Source organism: Clostridium sp. OS1-26, assembly GCF_030915445.1.
GTDB lineage: Bacteria > Bacillota > Clostridia > Clostridiales > Clostridiaceae > Clostridium_AM.
This window is the reverse complement of sequence record NZ_CP133264.1, coordinates 91,097-109,370: the sequence shown is the minus strand read 5'-3', so window position 1 is coordinate 109,370 and position 18,274 is coordinate 91,097. Positions and strand designations below refer to the sequence as shown.

Here is an 18,274-nt window from a genome sequence, read left to right as displayed (position 1 = left end):
ATGAATACTGCAATAATGGTTTTAATTGTAATGACACTTGTTGGTCTAGTGTTTGGTTTGGTTTTAGCATATGCTAATAAAAAATTTGCTGTTGAGGTTAACCCACTTATTCATATAGTTGAGGATGCTCTTCCAAAGGGTCAATGTGGTGCTTGTGGATATGCAGGTTGTTTGGCTTATGCTGAAGCAGTAGTTTTAAATCCAGATGTACCTCCAAATCTTTGTGCTCCTGGTAAAGCTCCAGTAGCGAAAATAGTAGGAGAGCTAACAGGTAAATCTGCTCCAGAAATGGAGCCAAGAGTTGCTCATGTAAAATGTGCAGGATCAATAGATAAAGCAGCTAAGGTATATAACTACGAAGGTATACAAGATTGCTTTGCAGCAAGTTTAATGCAAGGTGGACAAAAAGGATGTCAAAATGGATGTCTTGGTTTTGGAAACTGTGCAAAAGCATGTCCATTTGATGCTCTATCAATGGGAGAAAATGGTCTGCCAATAGTTAACTTAAATAAGTGTACAGGTTGTGGAAAATGTGAAACTATTTGTCCTAAGAAAGTTATAGATATGGTGCCTGCTGGAGCACATGTAAATGTAAACTGTAACTCAAAAGATAAGGGAGCACAGGCTCGTAAGGTTTGTACAGTATCTTGTTTAGGATGTGGAATATGCGGCAAAAACTGTCCACATGGTGCAATCAAAATCGAAAATAATTTAGCAGTAGTTGATTCTCATATATGCTATGAGAAGTGTACTGAACCTACATGTATAGCTAAGTGTCCGACAAAAGCTATACAAGAAAGAGTAGGAGCAGCAGCTATAATAGCAAGTAAGCAGGAAGTTGCAGCGAATTCTTCAGGTTGCGATAGCTGTGGTGAGTGCAACAAGTGCGACAAATAATTTAGATATTAATGTATGTATTATTTACTAATGCGTAAATTTATAATTATAAATTTATGTATTAGTAAATTTTTTTATCGCTAAAAAACTTATATTTGTAGAAGATATTCATATAGTATTAACTATATCTCGGCATATAATAGTCTTTATACATGCCTAGTATGACATAATCTATAGTTACAAAAGAAAAGTTGCTATGATATAATGAATTTTAAACAGACAGCAGTAATTCTAAAATTAAACTAAATTGGATAAAAGATAAATATATATGTAAAATTAAGTTATAGTGAATATGATGACAACTCATAGGAATAATAACTGCGATGGAGTGTGGTATAGTGGAAGGAAACGTGGTATTAATAACGGAAAATCTAATGAAGTTGCTGGCTTTAATTATATTTTCAGGTGTTGTATTTGCTAAAATAGGGAAGAAGGTACATATGCCAGATGTAGTGTTTTTTATAGTAGCAGGTATAATAATTGGGCCTTCTGTTTTAAATTTAGTAAATTTTAATCAATATCCTGTGGCTAATCAACTTATATTAGTGTTTGGAGCATCATATATATTGTATGATGGCGGTAGAGAGATTAGTCTTAAAGTATTAAATGAAGTTAAGTTGTCAGTAGGAATGTTAGCTACCGCAGGTGTGCTAATATCAACTTTTGTAACAGGATTTTTTGCTTATAAGGTACTTCATATTGACTTTATGTATGCTGTACTTTTAGGGTCTGTTATTGCATCTACTGATCCATCAGTACTTGTACCATTATTTAAGAATATGAATATAAGTCCTAAGCTTAAGCAAACAATTATATCAGAATCAGCATTTAATGATGCAGCTGGAGCAATAATAACCTTTGCGATTATAGGCATAATCTCTGGAGGTTCTTTCTCACTAAGCCACAGCATCATTGATTTGTTAAAAGAAGCTGGTGGTGGTGTAATGGTTGGAGGTATTATTGGATACATAGCAACATTATTAGTATCTGAAAGTAAATTTGGTTTATTAAAAGGATATGCAGGAGAAATTGCCGTAGTTGCAGTACTTTTAGCTTATTTTACTGCAGCTCATATGGGATTCAGTGGATTTATGGCAGTTTTTATAATTGGTATGGTCTGTGGCAATAAAGAAGCATGTAAACTTTCAGCTATAGAAAAAGAATCCTATGATTTACACTTAAAATTTAAAGAAGTACTTATCTCTATATTAAGAATAATGATATTCGTACTACTAGGCATTCAAATGAACTTTAGTATTCTATCTAAATACTGGGGAGGAGCTTTAATTATAGTAATTGGCTTCATATTTGTGGCAAGACCAGTATCTGTATTCTTCTCTGTCATACTTGATAGAAAAGCATCTTGGAACTTTAGAGAAATAGCTTATCTTATGTGGACAAGAGAAACAGGTGTTATACCTGCAGCTCTAGCTGGAATGATCATATCAATGAAAGTGCAGCATGCAGATATAATATCAGCAGTGACATCTATGGCTATAATTATTACTATTGGGGTTCAAGCAAGTACAGCTAAGTATTTTGCAAAGGTGTTGAAGCTAGATATTGATGCTTATAAGGAAGAAAAATAGAATCTATAGGGATAAAAAGCGATCAGTTAGTTTCCATCTATAAGGCTCAAAGGCCGAAAACTGACTTACACTCCGGGCTATGTTTCCGAGCTTCAGTCCGTTAAAAACTTTTAGTCAGTCTGAAGCTCGGAAACATAGTCCTTTGTGTAAGTCAATTTTCTAGCTTGGAACCCTATATAGATTTCTTAACCATAAAGTTGACTTATTCCTTCATTAGAAGCCCTGTATATCAATGTATTTAGCCAAGAATAAGTCAATTTTTAAGAGTATTTATCTATAGATAAAATTTAGAAATAATTACCTTTAAGCTCCATTACAAATTACCTGTCTTTCCATGCCTATGGTTTTTATTTTTGGTGGCATATATACACAGTCATATGATGCTTTTTGCAGTTTAGACAGAAAGAACAGCCGTTTTTAGGTGTATTATTAATGTTCTTTACGTAGTTAACAATTTCTGGTTGTTCTTCCGTAAAATCTAAAGTACTCTTATGATTTAGAAGATGCTTTGTATAAGGATGAATAGGGTCTGTTAGAATTAAATCTTTTTTGCAAATTCAATTACAGTACCTTTATACATAATTGCAATAATATCTATACCTTCATTAACAATATCAAGTTTCTTTGAAATAAATATTAGACTAGTCTTATTTTCTTTTCTGAGTTTTTCAAGCTCTTTTAATATATAAGATTTTATTTTAGGTTCCATTTTAAAAATTGTATCATCCAAAATTATAAGTTTTGGTTTAATTAGAAAGGCCAATGCAAACATTAATCTTTGTTTTTCATAAGCTTCTAGTTTAAAAGGAAATTTTTTCATTAAAGTATCAGTATCAGGACAAGATAAATTATACAAGATTTCCTTTAATTTAACCTCTGATTCTATGAGAGACAAGCCAGTATAATTAGAGATAACCTCATTACACTGTTTTCCTACAGTTCTAATAGGATTAAGAGAGGTCAAATAGGCTTTGATTAAAGACATAAAAGAGTTATCTATTCTTTTAACATGTTCTGTTGCTATATCTATAATATTTTCACCTTCAAAAGTGACTTGGCTGCTAGGAGATAGTTTTTTCTTTTTGTTTATAATCAATAAAGATTCACCAGGTTTAATATCCACAGTAATGGTTTTCTTTGATAAAACTTTAAACTCTAACATAATACACACTTCCTTATAATAATATTATTTTACAATAAGATATCTATAATATTGGTATAAGTTTAACAATAATATTGTTATTATTTTAACATCAATTATCAGAAAACTCTATCAAATTTCCGTGAATATTGCTGCAGTTATATAAAAATCGTTTTTCTTTTTTCAACATTTTATTAATCAAAAAGCTAGGTATACACGGGGCTTTATGAAAAAATACCATTTATTATAAATTATTTTTATTTTAAATAAAAAGTTATGAAAATTTAGATATTATTCAATAATATAAATTTTTTTATTTTTAGAAAGATTTGTTAGTTAAATATTAGTCAAAAATTTAGAATTGTATTTAATTAGATATAAAAAATAACCTTGAAATTAATCAAAGTTATTTTTAATTAAAATAATATATTTATTGTTATTGAAACTCTTTGAAAATAGAAATTTTAGTTATGTGAGCGGTTAAAAATTTAGTACAAAGTCCTATAAAGTATCCAGTAAGTACTGCTGATACTAAAAGCACTGGCAAATATACATATATTCTAAAATTCTGTACTACAATTGAGGCTACAAATAGCTGACCTATATTATGAAATACAGCACCACATATACTTATTGTCCATATACTCATAGAATTTTTAAAATTTTTATAGAGAATAATCATTATGATATTACTTAAAAATCCTCCTGCTAAGCTGAACATAAAGGATGGCATAGTCCCTCCAAATATAGAACCTAAGGTTGTTCTTAAAATCATTATTAACAGAGCTTCTTTCCATCCTAATAATATAAGTGCTGCAAGTGATATCATATTAGCAAGACCAAGTTTCATACCTGGAAATAAAACCGGTATTTGGGCTTCAATTATATAGATTACAAGAGCAATACTCACTAAAAAGCTTAAAAATACCATTCTTTTTGTTTTAGTCATGTTTACACCTTAATTCTTTAATAAAAATTTTTAAGTTGTTAGGTAACTCTTAGATTTGTAACTTACAATCATTAAAAAACAATTTAAATTTAGCTAGATATTTGGTCATATGATGAGTTTTTGCCTTCTATTCTTATCATTAACTTATGTGGTAAACATACTGCTGTTTGCCCTGGCTCTGATATCCAACCAGTTTTGACACAAATTTTATCAGGACAATCTGCATCTATAATGCGAATTTTTCCAGGCTCCAATTCTATCTTATTAAAGTGACCGTTGTTATAAGGGAGAATAAATTCACTTTTCTCTTTTATTTTATTTAAATCTATAGTTTTAACTACTTTACCATTTTGTTCAATTACGGCTATACGGCTAGATCCGCTAATATAGTGCTTATATGCAAAAACGCCAATAAAGCTCAAAATGATTAAACCCGTGATTAATATAGCTGCAATTTTATCTCCTTTTTTCATTTTAGTATCCTTTCTGATAAGCAGAGAACCAAAATCTCCGATTTTGTGTGAAACGCTTACTCCTTTGAGGAATCGAAAAGGAGTTTCCGTCATTAATAAAGTAAGACGATATTATAATTGTGAGCTGCGACAGTAACCATATAATAAACAAAAGTCAACATATATAAAATTTTACTATAATACATAAGTGTTTACAACTTCAAGTGACAAAATAATAGAACTTTATAATTATTTTCATTTATAAATTGTTGGTATCCTGGTAAAATAAATATGAAAATATGAACTTAAGACTTCAGTGTATAGAAATGCATTAATATTATGGATAATAATAAAGATGTATATAAGATGAAATTATTTGTGAGGTGTAGATGATGAAATTTTTAAAATACTTACTTGTTTTTATACCTATAAGTATAGCGGCTGAATTTATGAAAATGAACCCTATGTGGATTTTTATATTTTCATCTTTAGCTATAATACCTCTTGCAGGATTGATGGGGGAAGCAACAGAGGAAATATCAATGTATTCAGGACCTAGGATAGGAGGATTCTTGAATGCAACCTTTGGGAATGCTACTGAGCTTATAATATCTTTCTTTGCGTTGAAAGAGGGCCTTTTTGATGTGGTAAAAGCCTCTATAGCAGGTTCCGTTATAGGGAATATTTTGCTAGTATTAGGTGCAAGTATGTTCTTTGGAGGACTTAAATATAAGGTTCAAAAGTTTAACAAAAGCATAGTAGAAGTTTCCGCAAGTATGCTTCTATTTGCGGTTATAGGATTAAGTATTCCTGCTATATTTACTCATACAGTAAATATAGAGCTTCTTACAGGAAAGTATGAATGGCTTAGTATAGGTGTTGCTTTGGCAATGTTTATAATATATTTATTGGGTCTTTATTTTTCTTTTTATACTCATAAAGATTTGTATGGATCAGAGCATGCAGATGAATCAGAGCCAAAATGGAGTATTTCAAAGTCTGTAATTATTTTATTAGTGTGTACTATAGCTATTGCTTTAGAAAGTGAATATTTAGTAAGTTCTGTGGAACCAATGACGGAATCACTTGGATTAAGTAAATTTTTTGTAGGTATAATTATTATTCCTATTATAGGTAATGCAGCAGAGCATAGTACTGCAATACTTATGGCGCTTAAGAATAAAATGGATGTAGCAGTAGAAATAGCGGTAGGATCAAGTTTGCAGATAATTTTATTTGTTGCGCCAGTATTGGTATTCATAAGCCTCCTGTTTAAACCAATGAGTATTATATTCAATGAATTTGAAATGGTAGCACTAATAGTATCAGTTCTTATTGTAAACAGAGTAGCTAGTGATGGAGAATCTAATTGGCTCGAAGGAATCCAGTTAATAGCGGTGTATATTATAATTGCAATTTCCTTTTTAATTTAAAACTTACTGTATTAATATAAGAATAATGTAAATAATAAAAATAAATCACATATTTTGGTGCCAACTATTAAATATAGGGCTTAAGGATTTTAATTGTTTAATTAAAGAAAAAGTATGAAAAATAAGCGTAAAACTTTTTCTTGCAAGTTGGTAAATATAAGAAGAAAGGAGAAGGTTAATGTCAACAGGTATAGTAAAATGGTTTAATGATGAAAAAGGGTTTGGATTTATTACAGGGGATGATGGATCCGGTGATGTTTTTGTTCATTTTTCTGCTATAAAAGAAGAAGGAAGAAGAAAAGATTTAAGTGAAGGGCAACAAGTTAGTTATGATATAATTGAAACACCAAAAGGACCACAAGCAACTAATGTACATAAATCATAGATATTAAGGAAGTGTTTGTAGCTTTAGAGTAAGGTTAAAGCCTTGTTTTAAAGATTGGAAAACGTTATATAGAGAGGATAAGAGGATGTCTTTTTATTAGGCATCTTTTTTATTAGGTGACAATTGACAGTGAAGGTAAGTTAGAAAACTTACCCTCACTGCCAACTGTAAATTTTTAACTTTTCATTGAAAAAGTAGCTTTAGTTTTTTATACTATAAAGTGAGACCTATAGTCACTTTTATGATAATATCTTACTAGTGGCAATTAGTTGTTTTATCCGATGACTTACCCGCTCTAATACTCCCATCTTCTCAAAGTGGGAGTAAAGAGCGGTTATGTCCCTGGATAACGACTTCTAAGCTTCAGATGGAGTCAAAACTCCACCTGAAGCCAAGAATTCTGTTTATATGAAATTTGTGGGGGGAATAGATATGGATAATAATATTAAATATGTAATGGATATGAGAATAAAGAGAACTATTGAGAGCCTTGAGAAAAATAATATGGAGACATATTATGTTCCAGATGAAAAGGCAGTAATAGACAAAGTTGCTGAATTTATAAAAGAAGGTGATACTGTTTCAGTTGGAGGGTCGATGACTCTTTTTGAAACAGGAGTTATTGATTTTTTAAGAAATGGAAAATATAATTTTCTAGATAGATATGCACCAGGACTAACCGGCGAGCAGATAAAGAAAATTCATAGAAAAAGTTTTGGTGCGGATGCCTATTTTGTAAGCAGTAATGCCATAACTGAAAGTGGCGAATTATACAATGTTGATGGTAATGGAAATAGAGTAGCGGCAATGCTTTATGGTCCAGATAAGGTAATTGTAATAGTAGGAGTGAATAAAATTGTAAAAGACATACAAGAAGCAGATAATCGCATGAAATATTGCGCAGCTCCTGCAAATACAAAACGTCTCAATAGGAAAACTCCGTGTACAAAGGTAGGATACTGTATGGAGTGTGATAGCCCAGAAAGAATATGCAATGACTATGTACTTATTAGGAAACAAGGTCAAAAAGGAAGAATTAAAGTAATAATTGTAGCAAAAGATTTAGGATATTAATAGAGGGCCTGGTTTAACCAAGCCCTTTTAAATTAGTTTAAAAGACTTTCAAAACTAAGGAGTTAGATAACTATTTCCATCTAGTGGTATTAAAACTTGAAGAGGAGGATTACCTGAGCTAAGACCTACTGCATATATTGTGTAGAATCTATTAGGAAACAAATTAATATTAGGCACTTCTAAAATTACTTGATTTGTTCCAGCTAAACGTGCCTGTACCCTGTATAGACCAGGATTTATAGGAATATATCTCGTAACTTGTTTATATCCAATATTATTAGATAATACAGTACCGTCAGGTAAGGTTATATCTAAATTAGGAGTATCTGGTGACAAATGGGCAAATCTCAATAAGGTTTTACCTTCTATTATTGGTCTGCGTGTATCTTCGATTGTTTGCAGACTGATATTTGGAGTAGTTCCTATTATAGCAATAGTATAAATGATTCCATCAGGTATAAATAAGCGAGTATCTATTAAAGGATGTGTTGTATTGCCGGTAGGGTATACTTTTATGTTGTATAAACCAGAAGCTATAGGTGTATAGTCTGTAAAGCCTTTATAAGCAAGTCCTCTAAAGGTTAAAGTATCATTTAAATATATGTCTACAGCAGGGGAACCGGGACTAGCGTGTAGCACCCTTATATAAGATGTAGGATTTCTAAATAGAATATTGGATCTAAAAACATAAGGACATATAAACATTTGAACACCTTTTATAAAATTAATCATAATAACAATGTATGTTAGTTTTAGATATATGATACAATATTTAGTTTGTATTTAGTAAAAATATATATACTGATGAAGTCTTATGGTTTATATAAAGAGAAATTTGTTAATTATTATATAAAATTACGCTAGATATACCCTGTATTACTTTTTAAAAAGTTTTAGGGTGGTACCTAGCGTAAATTTTTACTTAAAAAATTATTTAGTTAAACATAAATTTACAAAGATTATATAAGTTTAATGAGGTGGGAAGACTGCTCATATCTATATAATCCATTGGATAATTGCCGTCCCATGGATATACTGATAAATATTTTTCACTATAAACATTAATTACAAGCTTTTCTTTGTTAAAGGTAAAAAACATTTTATATACAGGTTTTTCAGTAATGTCTTTAGGTTTGGAGATAAAATTGTTCTTGTTTAGAGCCTTTAGCATAGAGTTTACTGTATCAAGATTTTCTTTGGATAGCTCTTTTTCCTTATAAAAGTTTGTATCCAATATTACACATTTTGCAGATGGCTCTAGCGCAAAGTTTTTAGCTAAAATATTTGTATAATAAAAATTATTTGGTTTAGTTTTATTAAAACTAATATTACTAAAATTATAATTGCACCCTACAAATAAAATAGATATAATAAATAAAGTGCAAAGGGGAATTAGTATTTTTTTCAATTACACCACCCTAATATAAATTAATTCTAAATTACATTATGTTAATATTTGATTATTTATTACATAGATAGTTAAAGTTAAAAAAATATTTGCTGTAGATTTATATAACGAATACTACAACAATATAGGAGTGATATTATTGAAATATAAAATTATAGCTGTAGATATGGATGGAACTTTATTAAATGACGATAAGCATATAACAGATATTAATCTAGATATGATAAGTAAAGCTGTTAATGAAGGAGTTAAATTTGTCATATCTTCTGGAAGAATACCTTCAGGGCTAAAGTTTTATGGGAATACTGTATCAAAAAAACAGCCAATGATTTGTTGTAATGGAGCTATAATATTGGATGAGAATAAAGAGATAATTTATTCTAAATCAATTGATAAAAAAAGTATTTTAAGAGTTATAGATGTGATAAGGGAAAAAAAGGATACATACTTTCATTTTTATGATGAAAGTGCTATTTATAGTGAGCAATTTAGATTTGCAACAGAAAGATTTTATAATTTTAATAGAGAAATAGATAGGGAGTTTAGAGTTGAAATAAGGTTAGTACCTGATGCGAAAGAGGTTGTAGAAAAAGCTGAGTTTGATATTAATAAGATTGTTGTTATTGATGATGACATAGAATATTTGGATGAACTAAGAAAAAGAATAGACGGCATAATAGGGATAGAGACTACAAAGTCAGAAATAAATAATATAGAGATACTTAGTAAAGGGGTATCTAAGGGAAACGCTCTTAAAATATTAGCTAATGATTATGGTATACCTATAGAAGAGTGTATTGCCATCGGCAATGATGAAAATGATATAAGTATGATAGATTGTGCAGGCTTAGGTGTTGCAGTTAATAATGCAAGGGACAGCATAAAAAGATATGCCGACTACATAACTGAAAAAGATAATAATAATGATGCTATAGCAGAAGTTATACAAAAATTTATATTAGGCATCTGAAAGAAAATAACAAGTCAAAATAGACTAGCAGGCTGACTAGTTATTTTTTGAAGATGCTTTAAATAGTTAGAAAAAAATATTGTTGAAAGAGATATGTATTATTGCGTATCTCTTTTATATGGATAAAGAATTTATTGATAGTCAATAATAAAGATGGTATAATTTTAAAATACGGGGTATAGGTATTTAAAATTCATGATAATTAGGAGTGGGTATTTATGGAGGATAAGAGTATAGTAACGAAAAAAGATATACAAACGAGATTAAGAAGAATAGAAGGTCAAATCAAAGGCATTGAAAAAATGGTGGATAATGAAGCTTGTTGTAAAGAGATACTAATTCAAGTTGCAGCGGCAAGAGCTGCCATTAACAAGGTAGGAGCAATCGTACTAGAAAACTATGCAAAGAGATGTTTTGGACATGATTCGGAAAATCAAGAAGAAATAAAAAACTTAGAAGAATTAGTTTCAACACTTACAATGTTTTTGAAATAAGCATAGGGTTACAAGACAGTTAGTTAACTGATCGTCTTGTAACCCTATAATGTTTTATATATAAAGTTAAAAAGTTTCAATTAGGAAAACTTTTTAATAAAAGTATTACAGATACTTTTTTACTCTCATTTTAAAGCTTCTTTTAGCCAAAAATAATAATTTTGATGTAGAATAAACGAAAAATACTCCTATAGCCACTGCTCCAGCAATAGATAAAGTTTGTAACGCTAAGGTTAGTGATTCATTTAAATTTCCTTGTATAGACTGAAACATAGTGTTATACATTCCGCCGCCAGGTACAAGAGGTATAATTGCACATATTATAAAAGTAGTTACAGGAGTTTTTAAGACACGTGCCATTATCTCCGAATACACTGAAGCAACTACTGAGGAGATAAAAAAAGGTAAAATACTATATTCGCTTAAATGAGAAGAGGCAAGCAGGTAAATGAACCAACTTAAGCCGCCGCCTAAAGCCGCAAATACCAAGTTTTTCCCTCTTATATTAAATATGACTGAAAAGCATAGTGTAGCAATAAGTGTATATATAGAACTTAAAATCATAGTTTTACACCTCCAAAATAAACAAGCCAAAACTTTAAGACAACTCCAGTACCCAAAGCAATACCAACGGCAATTAAAAACGCCTCTACGGCACGAGAAATTCCAGCAAGTAAGTCTCCGGCTATAGTGTCTCTTATTGCATTCGTTATTGCAAGGCCGGGTACAAGGAGCATAATTGAACCTATTATTATCTTATCTGAATGAGAACCTATATTTAAATATGTAGATGTTAAAGCCACTATGGCTGTAAAAGAACCACATAATATATTTATAAAGAAATCATTTGCAGATAAATTACTTAAGTTCAAGGATATAAATCTAATACCGCACCCTATAAAGAATGACACAAAAAAGTCTCTTAGATTTCCGCCAAATACCAGTGAAAAAAAGGCTGCAGCTACTCCTGAAAGAACTATATTTAATCTATCACTATAAGCTTTTGATGATTCTATTTTAGATAACTTGCTTTCGATATCATCCAGTGTTAGAGCTTTACTTTTCATGTTTCTAGAAATATCATTCACTTGTGATATTTTTTCTAAGTTAACTGTTCTTTTCTTTATTCTTTTAACGATAGATATAGGTTGCCCATATGTAGTTGAAGCGGAAACCATTATTACAGTTGGGGTTACAAAGGTATCTAAACTATGAATATTCCATGCGCTGCAAATTCTTACCATAGTTTCTTCAACTCTATATATTTCGGCTCCACTTTCTAACATTATTTTACCAGCATATGTAGCTATGTTTATTATTCTGTTATAATCCATTGATCATTCCCCTTATATTAAAAATTATATAAAGTATTATAACATAAAGTAAAACTTACATATATTAGTTTTAAAAAACTTTAACCTTAACATTACAATTAGCTTTATTACATATGTAAATAAATAAGTTTATTGCTAAATATTGATAAAATGACAAGAAAGATTTATAATATAATTAAAGAACTTTTAATAATTGCTTGTTTTCAGTGCTAAAATCAATTTTACCACTTAAAATTTGAAAAAAGGGGAGAGGTGTGTAATTTGAATTTTGAAAATTTAAAAAATGCTGACAAGGAAATTTATGAAAACATAATGAAAGAAGAGTTGAGACAGGAGAATGGAATAGAACTTATAGCCTCAGAAAATTTTACTAGTAAATCGGTTATGGAAGCTATGGGTTCATTTCTAACTAACAAATATGCAGAGGGTTACCCAGGAAAAAGATACTATGGTGGATGTCATGTTGTGGATATAGCAGAAAACCTAGCTAGAGAAAGACTTAAAAAATTGTTTAACGCAGAATATGTAAATGTGCAGCCCCATTCAGGTTCACAAGCGAACATGGCAGTATATATGACTGTTCTTGAGCCTGGAGATACAGTTTTAGGCATGAATCTAGCTCATGGTGGCCATTTGACCCATGGAAGCAGCGTTAGCTTTTCTGGTAAACTTTATAACTTTATATCTTACGGAGTAAATGAGCAATCAGAAAAAATAGACTACGAAGAAATGCGAAACTTGGCTTTGAAGTACAAGCCTAGGATGATAGTGTCTGGAGCGAGTGCTTATCCGAGAGAAATAGATTTTAAAAGAATTAAGGAGATTTGTGATGAGGTTGGAGCCTATATGATGGTAGATATGGCTCATATAGCTGGACTTGTAGCTGCAGGAAGACATATATCGCCAGTTCCTTATGCAGATTTTGTGACAACTACAACACATAAAACTTTAAGAGGACCAAGAGGGGGAGCTATTTTATGTAAGGAAAAGTATGGGAAGGACTTAGATAAAACTATTTTTCCAGGCATTCAAGGTGGTCCATTAATGCATACTATTGCTGCTAAAGCAGTATGTTTTAAAGAAGCATTAAGTGATGAATATAAAGATTATATTAATCAAGTAATTATAAACTGCAAGGTTTTAGGGGAAGAATTAATTAAATATGGGTTCAGACTAGTTACAGGTGGTACGGACAATCACTTAATTTTAGTTGATCTAACAAGTAAAAACATAACGGGAAAAGACGCGGAAATACTTTTAGACAGTGTAGGAATCACGGTAAACAAAAATGCAATACCATTTGATAAGCTAAGTCCAAATGTTACTAGCGGTATAAGATTAGGAACCCCGGCTGTTACTACAAGGGGATTTAAAGAAGATGAAATGAAAAAGATAGCCTACTTTATAAATTATACGATAGAGAACAGAGACAAAGACTTATCTAACATTAAAGAAGAAGTAAATCAACTATGTAGTAGATATCCAATATATAACTAAAAACAAAACCCTACTCAGTGGATAAACTGGGCAGGGTTTATTCATATTCTTAATGCACCTATGATTACTGATGCTAGTTCCACTAGCGCGATGCCTCCTCAAACTATTGTGACAAAAACAAAGAAAAAACTAGCTTTCTTACGTTTTATATTTTTATCATCTTTTTGTACGCCGCTGCTATTCTCCATTCCATTACCTATAGGGTTATTAGCGTTTCTGCAATCACTATTCATTGTTATGTTCCTCCTTGTTTAAAGATTAATATTTTAGGATTATTATCCCCATTTTTAAAAATATAAATATATTTACAAATTATATTGCATATAATTTATAAAAGTAAATTAATTTTAGGATGAGAAAGTGGGGGGGATTTTAATGATAAAAAGAGGAAGTTGGATTGAAATCGAAGAAATAGATCACGGCAATGGAGATCACTCTTTTAAAGTTTATATTAGAGGGTGCTGTTTAGAGAATTGTGAAGTAGGAGAAGAAGTGGAAATTAAAACTGTTAGCGGACATGTAGTAAAAGGTGTAGTTTCAAAGGACAAACCATTATATAATAATGTTCGTAATTTAGGTAAAGATGCTAAAGAAATATTTATGATTGGAAAAATCAATAATTAGCAGAACTTATCAAGGAGCATATCATCCCTTACTGAAAGCATTAAGGATGGTAGCCAGCGAATAAAGGCATAAACAGTATTATAATCAATTGAAGCTGATTATAATACTGTTTTTTTTAGCGGTTTTAAAATTTATAATATATTTGCTAATTTAATATTGGTTAAATAATGAATTTGTGATATAATAATTGCGAATTATATTTTAAGTTTAGTGAAAAATGTTCGTAAAAATTCTAATGTGAGGGGAAATGAATATGAAGAGTAATGTTAGAAGATTATATGTTGAAAAAAAAGCAGGGTTCGATGTTGAGGCACAAAATTTACTTAAGGATTTAAGAGAAAGCTTAAATATTAAGTATTTATCAGGAGTAAGAGTTATTAACCGTTATGATATATCAGGAATTTTAGATGAAGAATACGAAAAATCTAAAAGTACTATTTTTTCTGAAAGAACAGTTGATTATATTTATGAAGAAGAGTTAACCATAAATGAATGTGATAAAGCTTTCGCAGTAGAATATCTGCCAGGCCAATATGACCAAAGAGCTGATTCTGCTTCCCAATGTATTCAAATACTGACTCAGAGTGAAAAGCTGAACATTTTATCAGCTAAGGTATATGTGATACAAGGAGATGTGTCTAAAGAAGAGTTTGATAAAATTAAGAATTATTGTATAAACACTGTTGACTCTAGAGAAGCTTTGCTTACAAAGCCGGAGAGTTTAGAAATGGAGTTAAAAGTACCAGATGAAGTTGAAACTTTAGAGGGTTTTGTGGAAATGAATGATGCTGAGCTAAAAATTTTCGTGGATACTAGAGGACTTGCCATGAGTTTTAATGATTTAAAGTTTTGTCAGCAATATTTTAGAGATACAGAAAAAAGAAATCCAACTGTTACAGAGATTAAAGTAATAGACACTTATTGGTCAGATCACTGTAGACACACTACTTTTATGACAGAAATAAATAAAGTAGAAATAGAAGATGGAAGCTTAAATGCTCCAATTAAAATGGCATATGAAGAATATATAAATACCAGAAACAACCTTTATCTAGATAAAAATAAGCCAATGTGTTTAATGGATATAGCAACAATAGGTATGAAAGAACTTAGAAAAAAAGGTATGCTTGATGATTTAGATCAATCTGAGGAAATAAATGCTTGCAGCATAGTTGTTGATGCTGAAATTGATGGACAAGTTGAAAAATGGTTAGTAATGTTTAAAAATGAAACACATAACCATCCAACAGAAATTGAACCTTTTGGTGGTGCAGCAACTTGTCTTGGTGGTGCTATTCGTGATCCGCTTTCAGGAAGATCTTATGTATATCAGGCAATGAGAGTTACAGGTAGCGGAGATCCAAGGGTAAAAATAGAAAATACTCTTCCAGGAAAGCTTCCTCAAAAGAAGATAACTACAGAAGCGGCTCATGGATATAGTTCTTATGGAAATCAGATTGGATTAACTACTGGTCAAGTAGTTGAAATATATGATGAAGGTTATGTAGCTAAAAGAATGGAGATTGGTGCAGTAATTGGTGCCGCTCCAATGAAAAATGTAGTTAGAGAAACACCTGTTCCGACAGATGTTGTAATATTAGTGGGAGGAAGAACAGGAAGAGATGGCTGTGGTGGTGCAACAGGTTCTTCTAAGAAGCATACTGAAAATTCAATCCTTAATTGTGGTTCAGAAGTTCAAAAGGGAAATGCTGTTGAAGAAAGAAAAATTCAAAGGCTATTTAGAAAAGAAGAAGTAAGCGCTATGATTAAAAGATGTAATGATTTTGGTGCAGGTGGTGTATCCGTAGCAATAGGAGAACTTACAGAAGGGTTAAATATAAATTTAGATCTAGTTCCTAAAAAATATGAAGGTTTAGATGGAACTGAACTTGCTATATCAGAATCACAAGAACGTATGGCAGTAGTTGTATCGAAGGAAAATGAAGAGAAATTTATAAAGTATGCAGAAGCTGAAAATCTTGAAGCTACAACTGTTGCTGAGGTGACAGATAGTAGAAGGTTAAAAATGTATTGGAGAGAAAATGCAATAGTAGATTTAAGTAGAGATTTCCTAGATACAAATGGAGTAAGCAATAAGACAGATATAAAAGTAAAAGCACCACAAGAAGATAAAAATTACTTTAGTTTTAATATAGAAGTAGATAGCGTGAAGGATAAATGGATTGATACTTTAAGTGATATAAATATATGCAGTCAAAAAGGACTTGTTGAAAGATTTGATAGCAGTATTGGAGCGGCAACTGTACTTATGCCTTTTGGAGGTAAATATCAGTTAACACCACCAGAAGGAATGGTTGCAAAACTTCCAGTTTTAAATAGAGAAACTAAAACAGGAACTATAATGACTTATGGATATAATCCTGAAATTGCTAGATGGAGTCCATTCCATGGCGCTGTATATGCAGTGGTAGAATCTGTAGCTAAGATTGTAGCTTGCGGTGGAGATGCTAGCAAGGTAAGGCTTACTTTCCAAGAGTACTTTGAAAGATTAAATGATGAGCCGGAAAGATGGGGAAAACCATTTTCAGCACTACTTGGGGCAATGCATGCTCAAAAAGAACTTGGTATTGCTGCAATAGGTGGAAAAGACAGTATGTCAGGAAGCTTTAAAGATATGGATGTACCACCAACCTTAGTATCTTTTGCAGTTAATGTAACTAATGTAGATAAAGTTATATCTCCTGAATTCAAAGCATCAGGGAATAAAGTTGTAATAATTCCGTTATTAAGAGACCAATTTGACCTTCCGAATTTCGATATTCTTAAGAAAAATTATAATACTATTAATAACATGGTTAGCAAGGGGCAAGTCGTATCTGCTATAACAGTTAAAAGAGGCGGAATTTGTGAAGCGATAAGTAAGATGAGCTTTGGAAACAAAATAGGAATGAACTTTATTAATAATATGGATGAACAGGAATTATTCGCACCACAATATGGATCAATAATAATAGAAGTTTCTAGTGGCTTGGATTTAGAAAAAGCGTTAAAAGGATTAGAATATAAGGTATTAGGAGAAACACAGACTACTTCTACTATATCCGTAAATGGAGTAGAAATAAGCATTGATAGTATGATAGAAGCTTCAGAAAAAACACTAGAAAATATATTCCCTATAAATACAGAAGTTATAGATGATAAAATAGAATTAGTACAGTTTACTACAGAGAATATTAAGAGTCCAGCTATTAAAGTTGCTAAGCCTAAGGTATTTATACCGGTTTTCCCAGGAACTAACTGCGAATACGACTCAGAAAGAGCCTTTAAGAAAGCTGGTGCCGATACTGAGGTTATGGTATTAAAGAATCTAACAGGTAGAGATATAGAAAAATCCATAGATTACATGGAAAAAGCTATAAAATCATCTCAGATAATTATGCTTCCAGGTGGATTTAGTGCAGGGGATGAGCCAGATGGTTCAGGTAAGTTTATTGCTACTGTATTTAGAAATCCCAAAATAAAAGAAGCTGTAATGGATTTATTAAAGAACAGAGATGGTCTTATGCTTGGTATATGCAATGGATTCCAAGCGCTTATTAAGCTAGGATTAGTGCCATTTGGAGAAATAGTAGATATAGATGAAAGTTATCCAACGCTTACTTATAACAAAATAGGACGTCACGTTTCGAATGTAGTAAATACAAAGATTACATCCAATCTTTCTCCTTGGTTTAAAAATGTAAAAGTTGGAGATATACATTCAATACCTGTATCCCACGGAGAAGGAAGATTTGTAGCAAGTGATAGTGTTGTAAAGAAGCTAATAGAGAAAGGACAGATAGCTACACAATATGTAGATTTTGATGGTAATCCAACTTACGATATAAGATTTAATCCTAATGGTTCTATTTATGCTATTGAAGGTATAACAAGCCCTGATGGAAGAGTACTTGGAAAGATGGGTCACTCTGAGAGACTTGGAGAAAATGTATTAAAAAACATTCTAGGTAATAAGGATCAAAGAATATTTGAAGCTGGAGTACAATACTTTAAGTAAAGTTTAGGG

19 protein-coding genes are annotated in these 18,274 nt (G+C 31.1%); 10 read left to right on the top strand and 9 right to left on the bottom strand.

Annotated features, from left to right (window positions below):
- Both rnfB and RCG18_RS00475 read left to right on the top strand, forming a co-directional pair.
- Positions 1 to 897, top strand: coding sequence for an RnfABCDGE type electron transport complex subunit B (rnfB, locus tag RCG18_RS00480; RefSeq protein WP_308039489.1), 897 nt, complete (start codon positions 1 to 3; stop codon positions 895 to 897).
- 338 nt (positions 898 to 1,235) lie between these two features.
- Complete coding sequence (locus tag RCG18_RS00475; protein WP_308039487.1) at positions 1,236 to 2,486, top strand: sodium:proton antiporter; 1,251 nt, start codon at positions 1,236 to 1,238, stop codon at positions 2,484 to 2,486.
- Positions 2,487 to 2,833: 347 nt separating this feature from the next.
- Here RCG18_RS00475 and RCG18_RS28920 read toward each other — a convergent pair whose 3' ends face one another.
- The 4 genes from RCG18_RS28920 to RCG18_RS00460 all read right to left on the bottom strand — a co-directional run bounded on the left by RCG18_RS28920 (position 2,834) and on the right by RCG18_RS00460 (position 5,049).
- Entirely contained in the window at positions 2,834 to 3,010 is a 177-nt protein-coding gene (locus tag RCG18_RS28920) for a hypothetical protein (protein ID WP_374119109.1), read from the bottom strand.
- A 14-nt stretch (positions 3,011 to 3,024) separates the two neighbouring features.
- Positions 3,025 to 3,648 carry an ATP-binding cassette domain-containing protein gene (locus RCG18_RS00470; RefSeq protein WP_308039486.1) on the bottom strand — a complete coding sequence of 208 codons (624 nt, stop codon included), beginning with the start codon at positions 3,646 to 3,648 and terminating at the stop codon, positions 3,025 to 3,027.
- Between the two features lie 415 nt (positions 3,649 to 4,063).
- Positions 4,064 to 4,576, bottom strand: a complete 513-nt coding sequence (locus RCG18_RS00465) for a Gx transporter family protein (protein ID WP_308039485.1) — start codon at positions 4,574 to 4,576, stop codon at positions 4,064 to 4,066.
- A gap of 89 nt (positions 4,577 to 4,665) precedes the next feature.
- A complete protein-coding gene (locus tag RCG18_RS00460; RefSeq protein ID WP_308039484.1) occupies positions 4,666 to 5,049 on the bottom strand; it encodes a NusG domain II-containing protein in 384 nt (127 codons plus the stop codon).
- A gap of 371 nt (positions 5,050 to 5,420) precedes the next feature.
- On the opposite strand from RCG18_RS00460, the gene cax reads away from it, so the two are divergent.
- From cax to RCG18_RS00445, 3 genes are all read left to right on the top strand, one after another.
- The gene (gene cax / locus RCG18_RS00455) at positions 5,421 to 6,461 is read left to right on the top strand and encodes a calcium/proton exchanger (protein WP_308041933.1); all 1,041 of its coding nucleotides are present in this window, start codon (positions 5,421 to 5,423) and stop codon (positions 6,459 to 6,461) included.
- A gap of 178 nt (positions 6,462 to 6,639) precedes the next feature.
- Positions 6,640 to 6,846: a cold-shock protein gene (locus RCG18_RS00450; RefSeq protein ID WP_308039483.1), complete on the top strand. Its 207-nt coding sequence runs from the start codon at positions 6,640 to 6,642 to the stop codon at positions 6,844 to 6,846.
- 432 nt (positions 6,847 to 7,278) lie between these two features.
- A complete protein-coding gene (locus tag RCG18_RS00445) occupies positions 7,279 to 7,920 on the top strand; it encodes a lactate utilization protein (RefSeq protein WP_308039482.1) in 642 nt (213 codons plus the stop codon).
- A gap of 54 nt (positions 7,921 to 7,974) precedes the next feature.
- Here the strand turns inward: RCG18_RS00445 and RCG18_RS00440 are convergent, their stop codons facing one another.
- Together RCG18_RS00440 and RCG18_RS00435 are read right to left on the bottom strand one after the other, a co-directional pair.
- Positions 7,975 to 8,652, bottom strand: a complete 678-nt coding sequence (locus RCG18_RS00440; protein WP_308039481.1) for a DUF4397 domain-containing protein — start codon at positions 8,650 to 8,652, stop codon at positions 7,975 to 7,977.
- Positions 8,653 to 8,854: 202 nt separating this feature from the next.
- Positions 8,855 to 9,328 carry a DUF4883 family protein gene (locus RCG18_RS00435; RefSeq protein WP_308039480.1) on the bottom strand — a complete coding sequence of 158 codons (474 nt, stop codon included), beginning with the start codon at positions 9,326 to 9,328 and terminating at the stop codon, positions 8,855 to 8,857.
- Positions 9,329 to 9,467: 139 nt separating this feature from the next.
- Between RCG18_RS00435 and RCG18_RS00430 the strand changes: the two genes are divergently transcribed.
- Positions 9,468 to 10,298: a Cof-type HAD-IIB family hydrolase gene (locus RCG18_RS00430; protein WP_308039479.1), complete on the top strand. Its 831-nt coding sequence runs from the start codon at positions 9,468 to 9,470 to the stop codon at positions 10,296 to 10,298.
- A 218-nt stretch (positions 10,299 to 10,516) separates the two neighbouring features.
- Positions 10,517 to 10,792 carry a metal-sensitive transcriptional regulator gene (locus RCG18_RS00425; protein ID WP_308039478.1) on the top strand — a complete coding sequence of 92 codons (276 nt, stop codon included), beginning with the start codon at positions 10,517 to 10,519 and terminating at the stop codon, positions 10,790 to 10,792.
- 105 nt (positions 10,793 to 10,897) lie between these two features.
- Here the strand turns inward: RCG18_RS00425 and RCG18_RS00420 are convergent, their stop codons facing one another.
- Together RCG18_RS00420 and RCG18_RS00415 are read right to left on the bottom strand one after the other, a co-directional pair.
- Positions 10,898 to 11,356, bottom strand: a complete 459-nt coding sequence (locus RCG18_RS00420) for a threonine/serine exporter family protein (RefSeq protein WP_308039477.1) — start codon at positions 11,354 to 11,356, stop codon at positions 10,898 to 10,900.
- Positions 11,353 to 12,126 carry a threonine/serine exporter family protein gene (locus RCG18_RS00415; RefSeq protein WP_308039476.1) on the bottom strand — a complete coding sequence of 258 codons (774 nt, stop codon included), beginning with the start codon at positions 12,124 to 12,126 and terminating at the stop codon, positions 11,353 to 11,355. Before RCG18_RS00415 ends, RCG18_RS00420 begins: the two co-directional genes overlap by 4 nt.
- Before the next feature lie 261 nt (positions 12,127 to 12,387).
- Between RCG18_RS00415 and glyA the strand changes: the two genes are divergently transcribed.
- Entirely contained in the window at positions 12,388 to 13,623 is a 1,236-nt protein-coding gene (gene glyA / locus RCG18_RS00410; protein WP_308039475.1) for a serine hydroxymethyltransferase, read from the top strand.
- A 98-nt stretch (positions 13,624 to 13,721) separates the two neighbouring features.
- On the opposite strand, the gene RCG18_RS00405 is transcribed toward glyA, so the two are convergent.
- Positions 13,722 to 13,856, bottom strand: a complete 135-nt coding sequence (locus tag RCG18_RS00405) for a hypothetical protein (RefSeq protein ID WP_308039474.1) — start codon at positions 13,854 to 13,856, stop codon at positions 13,722 to 13,724.
- Positions 13,857 to 13,998: 142 nt separating this feature from the next.
- Between RCG18_RS00405 and RCG18_RS00400 the strand changes: the two genes are divergently transcribed.
- Together RCG18_RS00400 and RCG18_RS00395 are read left to right on the top strand one after the other, a co-directional pair.
- Complete coding sequence (locus tag RCG18_RS00400) at positions 13,999 to 14,247, top strand: hypothetical protein (RefSeq protein WP_308039473.1); 249 nt, start codon at positions 13,999 to 14,001, stop codon at positions 14,245 to 14,247.
- Positions 14,248 to 14,500: 253 nt separating this feature from the next.
- The gene (locus tag RCG18_RS00395) at positions 14,501 to 18,265 is read left to right on the top strand and encodes a phosphoribosylformylglycinamidine synthase (RefSeq protein WP_308039472.1); all 3,765 of its coding nucleotides are present in this window, start codon (positions 14,501 to 14,503) and stop codon (positions 18,263 to 18,265) included.
- The last annotated feature ends 9 nt before the right edge of the window (positions 18,266 to 18,274 follow it).